General features: G+C 66.5%; 11 protein-coding genes. 4 read left to right on the top strand and 7 right to left on the bottom strand.

Features of this window, described 5'->3' with window-relative positions:
* Nucleotides 1–56 precede the first annotated feature (56 nt).
* From fumC to FAZ69_RS23120, 4 genes are all read right to left on the bottom strand, one after another.
* Nucleotides 57–1457, bottom strand: coding sequence for a class II fumarate hydratase (gene fumC / locus FAZ69_RS23135; protein ID WP_136897420.1), 1401 nt, complete (start codon nucleotides 1455–1457; stop codon nucleotides 57–59).
* Nucleotides 1458–1821: 364 nt separating this feature from the next.
* Nucleotides 1822–3213 carry an MATE family efflux transporter gene (locus FAZ69_RS23130; protein WP_136897419.1) on the bottom strand — a complete coding sequence of 464 codons (1392 nt, stop codon included), beginning with the start codon at nucleotides 3211–3213 and terminating at the stop codon, nucleotides 1822–1824.
* Between the two features lie 126 nt (nucleotides 3214–3339).
* Nucleotides 3340–3561, bottom strand: a complete 222-nt coding sequence (locus FAZ69_RS23125) for an RNA-binding S4 domain-containing protein (RefSeq protein ID WP_136897418.1) — start codon at nucleotides 3559–3561, stop codon at nucleotides 3340–3342.
* An 81-nt stretch (nucleotides 3562–3642) separates the two neighbouring features.
* Nucleotides 3643–5325 (bottom strand): SulP family inorganic anion transporter, encoded by a 1683-nt coding sequence (locus FAZ69_RS23120; protein WP_136897417.1) that lies wholly within the window; start codon nucleotides 5323–5325, stop codon nucleotides 3643–3645.
* Between the two features lie 305 nt (nucleotides 5326–5630).
* Here FAZ69_RS23120 and glnH point away from each other — a divergent pair, with 305 nt between their 5' ends.
* From glnH to glnQ, 3 genes are all read left to right on the top strand, one after another.
* Entirely contained in the window at nucleotides 5631–6383 is a 753-nt protein-coding gene (gene glnH, locus FAZ69_RS23115; protein WP_136897416.1) for a glutamine ABC transporter substrate-binding protein GlnH, read from the top strand.
* An 88-nt stretch (nucleotides 6384–6471) separates the two neighbouring features.
* Complete coding sequence (gene glnP, locus FAZ69_RS23110) at nucleotides 6472–7128, top strand: glutamine ABC transporter permease GlnP (RefSeq protein ID WP_136897415.1); 657 nt, start codon at nucleotides 6472–6474, stop codon at nucleotides 7126–7128.
* The gene (glnQ, locus tag FAZ69_RS23105) at nucleotides 7125–7853 is read left to right on the top strand and encodes a glutamine ABC transporter ATP-binding protein GlnQ (protein ID WP_169708735.1); all 729 of its coding nucleotides are present in this window, start codon (nucleotides 7125–7127) and stop codon (nucleotides 7851–7853) included. Before glnP ends, glnQ begins: the two co-directional genes overlap by 4 nt.
* A gap of 54 nt (nucleotides 7854–7907) precedes the next feature.
* Here glnQ and FAZ69_RS23100 read toward each other — a convergent pair whose 3' ends face one another.
* The 3 genes from FAZ69_RS23100 to FAZ69_RS23090 form a co-directional block, all read right to left on the bottom strand.
* Nucleotides 7908–8417, bottom strand: a complete 510-nt coding sequence (locus FAZ69_RS23100) for a DUF1269 domain-containing protein (protein WP_136897414.1) — start codon at nucleotides 8415–8417, stop codon at nucleotides 7908–7910.
* Between the two features lie 387 nt (nucleotides 8418–8804).
* Nucleotides 8805–9953, bottom strand: a complete 1149-nt coding sequence (locus tag FAZ69_RS23095; RefSeq protein WP_136897413.1) for a branched-chain amino acid ABC transporter substrate-binding protein — start codon at nucleotides 9951–9953, stop codon at nucleotides 8805–8807.
* A 48-nt stretch (nucleotides 9954–10001) separates the two neighbouring features.
* A complete protein-coding gene (locus FAZ69_RS23090) occupies nucleotides 10002–11234 on the bottom strand; it encodes an NAD(P)/FAD-dependent oxidoreductase (protein ID WP_136897463.1) in 1233 nt (410 codons plus the stop codon).
* Between the two features lie 352 nt (nucleotides 11235–11586).
* On the opposite strand from FAZ69_RS23090, the gene FAZ69_RS23085 reads away from it, so the two are divergent.
* Nucleotides 11587–13008 carry an aminotransferase-like domain-containing protein gene (locus tag FAZ69_RS23085; RefSeq protein ID WP_136897412.1) on the top strand — a complete coding sequence of 474 codons (1422 nt, stop codon included), beginning with the start codon at nucleotides 11587–11589 and terminating at the stop codon, nucleotides 13006–13008.
* Nucleotides 13009–13048 lie beyond the last annotated feature (40 nt).

Raw genomic sequence — 13048 nt, 5'->3', positions numbered from 1 at the left:
TTCGCGCGCCGCGATGGTCCATGACTGCCGCGGCGCGCTTGCTTTCGCTTGCGCCGCTATTGCTGCGCGTTTCCCACCATGTCCTGGGGGCGCACCCAATCGTCGAACTGCTGCTCGGTGACATAGCCGAGCGCCAGCGCCGACGCCTTCAGCGTCGTGCCTTCCTTGTGCGCCTTCTTCGCGATCTGCGCGGCCTTGTCGTAGCCGATGTGCGGATTGAGCGCCGTCACGAGCATCAGCGATTCGTTCAAGAGCGTATCGATGCGCTCGCGATTCGGCTCGATGCCGACCGCGCAATGATCGTTGAAGCTCTGCGCGCCGTCGGCGAGCAGCCGGATCGATTGCAGCACGTTGTGCGCAATCATGGGACGGAACACGTTCAGCTCGAAGTTGCCGCTCGCGCCGCCGATGTTGATCGCGACGTCGTTGCCGAACACTTGGCAGCACAGCATCGTCAGCGCCTCGGACTGCGTCGGGTTGACCTTGCCCGGCATGATCGAGCTGCCCGGCTCGTTTTCCGGAATCGACAGCTCGCCGAGGCCGCAGCGCGGCCCGCTCGCGAGCCAGCGGATGTCGTTGGCGATCTTCATGAGGCTTGCCGCGACGGTCTTGAGCGCGCCGTGGGCGAACACGAGCGCGTCGGCGGCCGCCATCACCTCGAACTTGTTGGGCGCGGTCACGAACGGCAGGCCCGTGAGCTTGCCGATCGTCTGCGCGACGCTGTGCGCGAACTGCGGATGCGCATTGAGCCCCGTGCCGACCGCCGTGCCGCCCTGCGCCAGCTCGCAGAGGTGCGGCAGCGCCGATTCGACGTGCCGGATGCCCTGGTCGAGCTGCGCGACGTAGCCGGAGAACTCTTGGCCGAGCGTGAGCGGCGTCGCGTCCTGCAGGTGTGTGCGGCCGATCTTCACGATCTCGGCGAAGGCGCGCGACTTGGCGTCGAGCGTCGCGCGCAGCGTCTTCAGCGCGGGCAGCAGGTGCTTGACGATGCCGTACGCCGCGGCGACGTGCATCGCCGTCGGAAACACGTCGTTCGACGATTGCCCCCGGTTCACGTCGTCGTTCGGATGGACCTTGCGCGCCTCGCCGCGCTCGCCGCCGAGCAGTTCGCTTGCGCGGTTCGCGATCACCTCGTTGAGGTTCATGTTGGTCTGGGTGCCGGAGCCCGTCTGCCAGACGGCAAGCGGGAATTCGCCCGGATGCTTGCCGGCGATGATCTCGTCGGCGGCCTGCATGATCGCGCGCGCCTTCTCTTCGGGCAGCACGCTTAAGCCCAGATTCACCTCGGCCGCCGCGCGCTTGATGACGGCCAGCGCGTTGATCAGCTCGGGCGACTGTTTTTCCGTCGAGATCTTGAAGTTCTGCAGCGAGCGCTGGGTTTGCGCGCCCCATAGCTGCGCGTTCGGCACGGCGATCTCGCCGAAGGTGTCGCGTTCCATGCGTACGTCTTCAGTCATCTTTGACTCCAGTGTCCAATCAACAGAGGGTTGGGATTCGGCGCGCTGCGAGCAAGACGTCACAGATCCGAATGACAGGCAACAACAAGAATAGACCCGCCAGCGTGTTCCGGTAGAGACCGGCTTCGGGGTCGAGGGTCCAGGATTTCAGGTACGGGCCGGCATTGCCGGAGCGCCGCGTGTGCGGCCGCTGGGGCGGCGGGGCGGAGGGGCGGAGGCGGCCGGACGCAGGCCGCAGCGAAGACCAAAACCGCCGCGCAAAAAAGAAGGCCCGCTAGCAGCGCGGGCCAAACACCCTGTCAGAGGAGTCGGTTTCATCCTACGCGGCGATGCGCCGCGCGCCAACCAAGAAAGGATGCTTTGCTTATGCCTCTTCGCCGCCCGGTCGATGCAGGCTCTTGCGGTGGAAGCGCAGCGTCAGCAGCACCGCGACGCTCGCGAGCCCGGCCGCGAGCCCCCACCACAAGCCGCGCGCGCCGAGGCCGAAGTGGAACGCGAGCGTATAGCCGGTCGGAAAGCCGACCCCCCAATACCCGAAGGCCGCCGCGATCATCGGAACGCGTGTGTCCTTGAGGCCGCGCAGGCATCCGGCGGCGACTGTCTGCATGCCGTCGACGATCTGGAACACGGCGGCCACGCCGAGCAGCGACGCCGCGAGCGTGACGGTCGGCGCCGCGGACGGATCGTCGAGATGCAGGTAGAGCCCGACGATCCAGTGCGGCGCGACGATCAGCACGAGGCCCGACAGCGACATGAACGCGACGCCGAGCCCGAGCGCGACGAAACCCGCGTGCCGCGCCGCGAGCGGCTGCCCGGCGCCCTCCCAGTAGCCGACGCGCACGTTGGCGGCCTGGCCGATCGCGAGCGGCACCATGAACGCCACCGACGCGACGTTCAGCGCGATCTGGTGCGCGGCGAGCTGCGCCTGCCCGAGCAGGCCGACCATCAGGCCGGTGGCGAGGAAGAGCGTCGACTCGACGCCGTAGGTGATCGCGACGGGCCAGCCGATGCCGAACAGCTCGCCCATCAGCGGCACGTTCGGGCGCGCCGCGGTGACGAAGCGCCGGTAGCGCTCGCGGCCGTGCAGCAGGATCACGAGCGCGATCGCGGTGAGCCAGATGGTGCAGGTGGTCGCCACCGCCGAGCCGAGGAAGCCGAGCCGCGGCAGGCCGTAGGCGCCGTGAATGAGGCCGTAGTTGAGCACCGCGTTCACGACGACGCCCGCGAGCGACACCCACAAGAGACGCTTGGCCGCGCCGATGGCGGGCAGGAACGAGCGCATCATGCCGATCCCGATCATGCTGCCCAGCGCGGCCCAGCGCAGGATGTTCGCGTATTCGCCGACGTCGCGCGCCAGCGTGGCGGGCTCGCCGAAGGCGAGCAGGATCGGATGCGCGAACGAGAGCAGCACGAACGCGGGCACGGCGAGGAGGAACGAGAGCGCGAGGCCCGTCCAATAGATGTGCGGCACGCGATGCTCGGCCTTCGCGCCGCGCGCATGGGCGACGCTGACGGAGACCGAGGTCAGCACGCCTTGCAGCAGCGTCACGACGACGAAGAAGAGCGTCGCGCCAAGGCCGCCGGCGGCGAGCGCGTCGGGGCCGAGAGAGCCGAGCAGGATGGTATCGGTGACGCCCATCGCCATCTGCGAAAGCTGCGCGATGGCGAGCGGCGCGGCGAGACGGGCGGTGTCGGCGGCGTGGCGGGTGAGGCTCGGCGGCGCAACGGCCGGGCGCGAGAGAGGGGAGTGAGACATAGGGGCCTGGAGGGACCTGCGGGCGCGAACCTTGCGCGCACCTTTCTTGTGGCAAAGATTGACAGGATATTGCGCGGGCTGGCGGCTGTCGATGGGACGAGCGGTTTAGCGAGCCGCGGCGAGCCGCTAAGGCGCTTCGTGCACCGCGATGCGCGTGTCGCCGAGCATGACGACCTGCCCTGCGCGGATCTTGCAGGTCTTGCGCAGTTCGACCTGGCCGTCGACCGTGACCGCGCCCGAGGCGACGAGCGCCTTCGCCGAGCCGCCGCTATCCGCGAGGCCCGTGAGCTTCAGCAGGTTGTTCAGTTCGACGAAGTCGCCCGTGAGCGTGAAGTTGAGATTGGCCATGACGGGAACATCGAAAAGAGGAGAAGGGCCCGCATCATAAGCCATTCGCCGCATCGGGCCTTGCATCGGGGTGAATGGCGCCTAGGACTCCTGCCGCGCATGGACGCTCTCGTCGGCCTCGACCACGGCCAGCGCTTCATGCAGCGTGGCGAAGATGCGCGTCTCGCCGATCACCCCGGCGATGCCGTGGCGGACCATGTCGGAACGCAGGTACTGATTGACGCGCGCGAACACGATCTGCACCCGGCGCTGCGTCAACGCCTCGCAGAGCTCGGCCACCGAGCGCGCCGCCGAGTAGTCGAGATCGGTGATCGCGCCCGCATCGACCACGAACCAGCGCACGGGGCTCGGTGCGCGGTCGACGAGCTGCCGGACCTCGTCGACGAAGAAGTGATCGTTCGCGTAGAAGAGATCGGAGCCGAAGCGATAGACGATGAGCCCCGGCGCGGTCTCGGCGCCGGGCGTCGCGGGTGCGGGCAGCCAGCGCGAGTCGGGGCCGGGCTCGAGCATCGTCGTGTGCGGGCGATAGCTATGGCGCACGTGCCGCAGGAGCGACAGCGCGACCGCGAGCAGGATGCCCTGCTCGACACCGATCAGCACCACCGAGGCCGCCGTGAAGAGCGCGAGCGTGAATTCGCCCGGACTCTCGCTGCGGATCGCCTGGAGGCTCTGCACGTTGATGAGCCCGATCGCGATCGTAAACACGATGCCCGCGAGCACGCAGTGCGGCAGGTACTGGAGCGTGCCGGAGAGGAACAGCAGCACCGCGATCACCACGGCCGCGAACGTCAGTTGCGCGAGCTGGCTGCGCGCGCCGGCGCGCTCGGCCATCGCGGTTTGCGTCGGGCTGCCGTTGACGACGAACGCGCCCGTCACCGCCGCGGCCGCATTGGCGGCGGCGAGGCCGAGGATGTCGGAATCGGTGTCGACGGGCTCGTGATAGCGCTGTGCGAACGCGCGGCTCGCCGCGGCGCTCTGCGCGATGATCATCGCGAAGCACGAGGCGGACGTGGGCAAAAGCTCGAGCGACTCGCGCCAGCCGACGAGCGGCCAGGTGAGCGACGGCAGGCCGCCCGCAACCGGCCCGATCACCGAGATGCCGTGACCGGCGAAGTCGTACGCCTTGCTCGCGGCGATCGAGGCCACCACGGCGACGAGCGCGACGGGCAGCCTCGGCACGACCTGCTTGAAGCCGAGGATGCAGGCGACCACGAGCGCCGAGATCGCGAGCGTGGGGACCTGGGCGTGCGGCAGGTGGTCCAGCACGATGCCCAGCTGCTCGACCGAATGCCGCGACGACACGGCGATGCCGAGCATGTCGCCGAGCATCGCTATGCTGACCTGCACGCCGACGCCCGCCAGGAAGCCGACCAGCACCGTGCGCGACAGAAAATCGGCGAGAAAGCCGAGCTTGAAGATGCGCGCGATCAGGAGCAGCACGGCCGTCTGCATCGCCACGACGCCGGCAAGCGCGGCGTACTTGGCGCTCGCGACGGGCGCCATGGTCGCGAGGCGGCTGGCGAAGATGGTGGCGGTGGCCGAGTCGGCGGCGACGACGAGGTGGCGCGACGCGCCGAAGACCGCGAACGCCACGAGCGGCAGGAGGACGGTGTAGAGCCCCGTCACGGCGGGCATCCCGGCGATGCGCGCATAGCCGAGCACCTGGGGGATGTTCATGGAGGCGAGCGTCGCGCCCGCCAGCGCGTCGCGCAGGGCGGCAGCCCGCTCGAGCGGCAGGATTCCCTTCAAGAGACTCAGTCGCATTACCGGCTTTCCAATAGAGATGTCGCAGGCGCAAGAGGCGCGGAAACAGTATGAACGTTCCGCGTATCGTGCCGCGATTCGCACTGGAAAAGCAAGGCAGAGGGCGAATCGAGGCGAACGGCCGTTTGCAAAATTCCGCTTGACGACCTTTTTTGGCCGGGTACTATCTGTTTCAACAACAAATGTTGTTGAAATCGTAAATTAAACAGCGTGTGTTGATGTTTGCGCGCCGTATCGTCATTGCCTGCTTGGCCGACGCGGACGGTGTCGGAAAAGCGTCGCCCACACCAATGGAGGTTGTCCGCATGAAACGTCGTGCTTTCTTTCTTTCGCTGCTCGCGGCAGCGGTTCTGGGGGCAGGTGCAGCCCATGCCGAGGACAAGACGCTCGTCGTCGGCACCGATACATCGTTCATGCCGTTCGAGTTCAAGCAGGGCGATAAATATGTGGGATTCGATCTCGACCTGTGGGCCGAGATCGCGAAAGACCTGAAGCTCAAGTACACGATCCAGCCCATGGACTTCGCCGGCCTGATTCCGGCGCTGCAGACCAGCAACATCGACGTGGCGCTCTCGGGCATGACGATCAAGGAAGAACGCAAGAAAGTCATCGATTTCTCCGACCCGTACTACGACAGCGGCCTGGCGGCGATGGTCCGCACCGACAACACGACGATTCATTCGATCGACGACCTGAACGGCAAAGTCGTCGCCGCGAAGACGGGCACCGCGACCATCGACTGGATCAAGGCGCATCTGAAGCCGGCGGAGATCCGCCAGTTCCCGAATACCGACGAGGCCTATATGGCCCTCGAAGCCGGACGCGTCGATGCCGCCATGCACGACACGCCGAATGTTCAGTTCTTCGTGAACACGGCGGGCAAGGGCAAAGTGAAGGTGGCGGGTACGCCGGTGAGCGGGGACAAGTACGGCATCGGTTTCCCGAAAGGCAGCCCGCTCGTCCCGCAAGTCAACGCGGAATTGGCGCGCATGAAGGCGGACGGGCGCTACGCGCAGCTGTACCGGAAATGGTTTGGCTCGGAGCCGCCGAAATCCTAAGCGCTATTGGCAGGGATGCGCGAAGGCGGCGGGCGCTTGAGGCGCCGCCGCCTCGCGCAGCATTCAGTCATCGAGAAGGAGCCTGGTTGTGGATTTCGATTGGTCGGTCATCGCGAGCGCGCTGCCGGATTTGCTGGACGGCGTGAAGCTGACGGTGATCATTGCCGCGCTGGGATTGTTGGGAGGGTCGCTGATCGGGCTGGTTGCGGGGCTGTGCCGCGCATACGGCCCGGTGGCGTTGAACGTTGCCGCGCAGGTCTATATCGAGCTGATTCGCGGCACGCCTATCGTCGTGCAGGTGATGTTCCTCTATTTCGCGCTGCCTCTCCTCGCGCATATCCGGATCGACGGCATGACGGCGGCTGTCGTTTCGATCGCGGTGAATTCAGGTGCTTATCTGGGCGAGGTCGTGCGAGGCGCGTTTCTTTCGATTCCCAAGGGGCTGGCCGAGGCCGGTCTCGCGATGGGGCTGTCGATGCCGCGCGTGCTGTTGAAGATCGTCGGCCCGCTGGCATTCCGCCGTCTCATCCCGCCGTTCGGGAACCAGTGCATCGTGAGCCTGAAGGACACGTCGCTGTTCATCGTGATCGGCGTGGGCGAGCTGACGCGCAAGGGGCAGGAAATCATCGCCGGCAACTTCCGGGCCGTCGAAATATGGACTGCTGTGGCCTGCATTTACCTGGTTCTCACCGGAATCATGACGCTGTCGCTGCGTGTCGTCGAAAAGAGGATGCGAATCCTATGAGCATGGTCGAATTCAAGTCGGTCACGAAGAGCTACGGTTCGGTCAACGTGTTGCGCGACATCGATCTGAAGATCGATGCGGGCGAGGTCGTGGTGGTGGTCGGCCCGTCGGGATCCGGAAAATCGACGATGCTTCGCTGCATCAACGCGCTCGAAAAAATCTCCGGCGGTGATCTGATCGTCGACGGATTGAGCGTGAAAGGCAAGACGTCCGACATTCATCAGATCCGGCTCGAGGCGGGCATGGTGTTTCAGCAGTTCAATCTGTTCCCGCAGATGACCGCGCTGGAAAACGTGATGTTCGGCCCGTTGCAGGTGCGCAATGCGACGCGCGCCGAGGCGCGCGACCTGGCGCTCGGGCTGCTGGCGAAGGTCGGCTTGAGCGAGCGTGCGAACCACTATCCGTCGGAGCTGTCGGGCGGGCAGCAGCAGCGCGTGGCGATTGCGCGTGCGCTCGCGATCAAGCCCAAGCTGATGCTGTTCGACGAGCCGACCTCGGCGCTCGATCCGGAGCTGCGTCACGAAGTGCTGAAGGTCATGCAGGATCTGGCGGCGGAGGGCATGACGATGATCGTGGTCACGCACGAGATCGGCTTTGCGCGCCGCGTCGGCACGCGGCTGCTGTTCATGGACAACGGCGGCATCGCGCACGACGGTCAGCCTGCCGAGTTGATCGATAGTCCGCCGAGTGCGCGTTTGCAGGACTTTCTGAAGCACGTCGCCTGAACCTTGCCGAAGAGGGCGCGTGACGCGTGACCTCCCGCGGACCCGCCGGGCGGTTTACGGAAACGCCGGTATCGTCGGGTCCGTGCCTTCGATATCCGCTTCCGGATGATGGCTTTTGACCAGCGCTTCGATCTCTTCGACGCGGGCCTTCGGGACGTCCACCATCATCAGCAGTTCACCTTTCTCGATCGCGGCCTCGAAGCGTTTGAGGCGCGTGTTCGGCACGTCGACGCCGATCATCGACGCCGCCCACGCCCCGAAGCCCGCGCTCGCGAGCGTCATCAGCACTACGACGCCGCCCGCGATCGTGAGCCCCGCCGGCGGAAACGCCATCGCGACAAGACCCGCGAGCGCGCCCGTGGCGCCGCCGGCGGCCGTGCCTCGCGCGAGCGCGGGCAAGAGGTCGCTGCGTTGCGCGAGCGTGCATTCGGGCAGGTCTTCGAGCGGAATGCCGGGACGGGCGAGCACGTGGATATGCCGCCATTCGACGCGCTTGATCAACAGCTCGTCGATGATGCTCTTCGCGCTTGGCACGCTGGGCAGGAGGAAGTAGATGCGGCGCATGATGGGCCTCCTTCGGGATTCCTTGGAGGGAATACCCGCAAGCCCCGCACCCGGCTTCGGCCGACAGCTTTGCATGGGACGGGAGTAGGCGCTGAAGCGCCAACTCCAGTCGACAGCTTTGCATGGGACTGGAGTAGGCGCTGAAGCGCCAACTCCAGTCGACAGCGACAGGGCCTTATCGACCAATATAGTCGCTATCGCGGGAAAGCACCTGCGGCATGGTCGAAGACGCTCGAGGTCACGCGCCGCGCGTGGGCGCTCGCGGCTTGACGCGGCACTCGCGAGCATGACCTGCGGGCTCATGACGCCGTGGCTGCAAGCCGACGCTCGGGGCGTTGCGGCGGCCCGCAGCTCTTGCCGCAGGCCGCGGCTGCCTGCAACGCGCGCTCAGGCGCCGCTGCCGCCCACTGTGCGCTGACTCTTCCATTGCCCCTGCTGGACTTCGAACAGCGTGTACGGCGGCTTGATGAGGTCGCCGTTCGGATCGAACGCGATCTTGCCCGTCACGCCCGAGACCATCACCTTCGGGAACGCCGCGACGACCTTCGCGCGATCGAGCGAGTCGGCGTCGTGGATGGCCTTGAGCATGGCGAGCGCGGCGTCATAGGCGAACGGCGCATAGAGCTCGACGTCCTGGTTGAAATGCGCCTTGTAGCGCTTGGCGAAATCCTGCGCCGCGGGCAGCTTGTCGAGCGCCGGACCCGGCTCGAGATCCTGCGTCCCTTCGCCCGCGGTGCCCGCGATCTGCAGGAACGCGTTGCTCTTCAGCGCGCCCGCGCCGAACAAGAGCGACGGCATGCCGAGCGAGCGCATCTGCTTGACGAGCATCGCACCTTGCTCATCGAGCCCGCCGAAGAAGATCACGTCGACGTTCTTTTCCTTCAGCGTGGTCAGGATCGCGCGGAAGTCGACGGCCTTGTCGTTGGTGAACTCGCGATCGACGACGTTGCCGTTCGCCTGCTTCGCGCCTTTCTCGAACGCATCGGCGAGTCCCTGGCCGAACGCGGTGCGGTCGTCGATGATGCCGATGCGCTTCGCTTTCAGCTGCTGCACCGCGAACTGCCCGGCGATGACGCCGCCGATGCCGTCGTGACCCATCGTGCGGAACACGTTCGCGAAGCCCTGATGCGTGAGCGCCGGATTGGTCGAGCCCGGCGTGATCATCGCGATGTTCGCCGTGTGGTAGACGGCCGACGCCGGAATGCTGCAGCCCGAGTTGTAGTGGCCGATCACGCCGACCACGCCGTCGTCCGCCATCTTCTGCGCGACCTGGATCGCCGTGCGCGGGTCGGCCTGGTCGTCCTGCACGTCGAGCACGAACTTGACGGGCTTGCCGCCGATCGTCGGGTTCTTCGCGTTTTCTTCATCGAGCGCGAGCTGCGCGCCGTTTTCCAGATCCTTGCCGACGCGGGCGACCGGGCCCGTCAGCGGCGCTGCAAAACCGATCTTGACGATCTGGGGCTCCGCGCCGTACGACGGCGCATGCGCGCACAGGACCCCAAGTGCGAGTGCGATTACCAGGTTTCGGCGTTTCATGATGTCCGTCCTCTTTTGTGCAGACAGTTGCGGTGGTTGAAGGCGATGCTAAAAACGGCGCGGGCTGTAAGGCTCGAGATCGAGCGGGCAGGCGCGGCCGGCGACGAGATCGGCGACGACGCTGCCCGTCACGCCGCCCAGCGTGACGCCCAGGTGCTGGTGCCCGAACGCGTAGACGGCACGCGGCGAGGCGCTCGAGCGCCCGACGACCGGCAGGCCGTCGGGCAGGCTCGGCCGGAAGCCGAGCCAGGTGCTGTCCGGCTGTTGCAGCGCCGGCAGCGCTTCTTGTGCGGAAGTGGTGATGAGGTTCAGCAGCGCGGGGTTCTTGCGCGGCCCGTAGCCGCCTAGCTCGACTGTGCCCGCGGCGCGGATGCCGCCGTCCATCGGCACCATGTAGAAGCCGCGTTCGGCCCAGCCGCAAGGACGCGAGATCAGCGGCGCGGTGCCGGGAAAGCGCACGTGATAGCCGCGCTCGGTATCGAGCGGCACGCGATCGCCGCATTGCTGCGCGAAGCGGCGCGACGATGCGCCCGTGCAGATGATCGCGTGCCCGGCGTCGTGCATGCGGCCGGATTCGTCGACGAGGCGCACGCTGCCCGAACGCGGCTCGAGCGAGCGGATCGCGATGCGCTCGTGCCGCAGGCCTTGGCTCATCATCGAGGCATGGAGCATTTGCAGAAAGCCGCGCGGATCGCTCAGGAACCAGCTGTCGCCGAACAGCGTGCCGTTGGCGAAGATCGGCGCGAGATTCGGTTCGAGCGCTTGAATGCCGTCGCGCTCGATGTTCTGGAAACGCACGCCGAGCGAGCGCCGCAGCGCGAGCGAGCGCTGCGCTGCCTGGAACGAGGCGGCGTTCGAGTAGAGGTACAGGCATTCGCGTTGCCGCACGAAGCTCGACAGGCCATCGACGGCGAGCATCTCCCGGTATCCCTCGAAGGCGCGCGAGAGCAGGCTCGCCAGTGCCCTGGCGCTCGCTTCGCAGCGCTTGGGCGTCGCCGCGAGCAAAAAGCGCGCAAGCCACGGCGCGAGGTGCGGCACGTATCCCCAGCGGATCCTGAACGGGCTCGTGGCCGAGAACAGCAGGTTCGGCAGGTTGCGGAACACGTCCGGATTGTTGACGGGGATGCATCCGTAGTTCGCGAACGTGCCTGCGTTGCCGTAGGACGCGGCTTCGCCGGGGCCGAGCGGATCGAACAGCGTCACGCGGTGCCCGTCGCGCAATAGCCAATAAGCGCTCGAGAGGCCGATGAAGCCGGCGCCGAGGACAGCGACTTCGGCCATCATGCCCCCCGCGTGGCCACGAACGTGCGAGGCGATTGCTGCGGCGTGGTGGGCTGCTCGTGGGTCACAAGCGTCTCCGGCTGTACTACAGTTCGGGATCGTGCCGTTGATCTGGCATCGTACAAAGCTTGAATTCATACTCACACAAAGTTTTTTTGTGTGCAAATGATTTGTCTTTGTGTGGACTTAGGTATTTTCCCCGAGCTTACAACGCTGGTCTTGGTGGACGATCAATAAGTGCTTGCTGTGCATCCCCGTAAAAGGTTTAGTATCTGATCCGTGCAGATGCCCAGTGCATCGTCCGGTGAGGTGTCTGCGGTCGAACGCGTTTTTGTATGGAGTTTTTGCCTGAATGAAGACCGAGATAAACCACACAAATGGCGAAGAGTCTCTCCAGACAAAGGGGCGTCAAGCCACTTATCTCGAGGTGTCGCGCAGTCTCGAGGAGAAAGTGCGCAGCGGGCTCTACCCGCCCGGCAGCCGCTTGCCTCCGCAGCGTGACTTGGCCTCGGAGCTCGGCATCAACGTGTCGACCGTGTCGCGGGCGTACAAGGAGCTGCAGGCGCGCGGTCTGATCGTCGCGAGCAAGCGGCGCGGCTCGATCGTCACCGGGGGCGCGATGCCGGCGGTGCACGCCCGGACGGAGAGCGCGGCGAGCGTGGCCAGTCCGAATGCGGTGATCGACCTGACCGTCAACCGGCCTGCGACCGGCGAATTTCTCGCGCAGCTCGCGCGCACGATGGCGGTCATCGCGCGCGATCCGCGCTATCCGGAGACCCAGGAATATCAGCCGCCGCAAGGTCCGGAGTGGGCGCGCGCGGCGGGCGCGCAATGGATCGCCGCGCCGGGATTCGCGCCGGCGGCTGATAACGTCGTCGTCACGAGCGGTGCGCAGCACGGTCTCTATGCGGTGCTGAGCAGCCTGATGGGGCACGAGGGCGTGATCCTCTCGGACCAGTTGACCTACTACGGCCTGAAAGCGCTCGCGCCGGTGTTCCAGTTCGAGCTGGCCGGCATCCCGAGCGACGCCGAAGGGCTGCTGCCGGAGCGGCTCGAAGACGCCTGCAAGCGCATGCGCGTGAAAGCGATCTTCACCGTGCCGAACCTGCAGAATCCGACCGTCGTCACGATGAGCCTCGCGCGCCGCGCGGCGCTCGTCGATATCGCACGGCGCCATCACATCGCGATCATCGAGGACGATGTCTACGGTCCGCTGGTGCGCTCGCGTCTGCCGACGATCGCGAGCCTGTGTCCGGAGCTGACGTTCCACGTCACGTCGACGTCGAAGATCCTGGCGCCCGGACTGCGTATCGGCTATCTGCTGACGCCGCCGCACGGCGCCGCGCTCGCCGCCGAGGCCGTGCGCACGACTGCCTGGATGCCCGCGCCGCTGTCGACGCTGATCGCCACGCGCTGGATCGAGGACGGCACCGCGCAAACGATCCTCGAGGCGCAGCGCACGGAGCTCCAGGCCCGCCAGGCGCTCGCGCGCGAGCTGCTGCCGGCCGAGCACCTGCAAAGCGATCCGGCATGCATGTTCGTCTGGCTGAGGGTGCCGCCGCCGTGGCGCTCCGACGACTACGCGGCGAACGCTCTGGCGCGCGGTGTCAACACGATGCCGGCGTCGGCGTTTGCCGTCGACCGTTCGACGGTCGAGCATGGCGTGCGGATCAATCTCGCGTGCGCGGCGTCGCGCGAGCAGCTCACGCGCGCGCTGCAGATCCTCGCGCACACGCTGCGGGACCGGCCGCGGGCGTTGTTCGGGACGATTTAGGTTCAGGGCCTGTCATCGGCATGAGCAGGCCCCAAGGGGA

The organism is Trinickia terrae (genome assembly GCF_005144415.1).
GTDB classification, from domain to species: Bacteria; Pseudomonadota; Gammaproteobacteria; order Burkholderiales; family Burkholderiaceae; genus Trinickia_A; species Trinickia_A terrae.
This window is presented reverse-complemented; position numbering and strand designations above follow the sequence as displayed.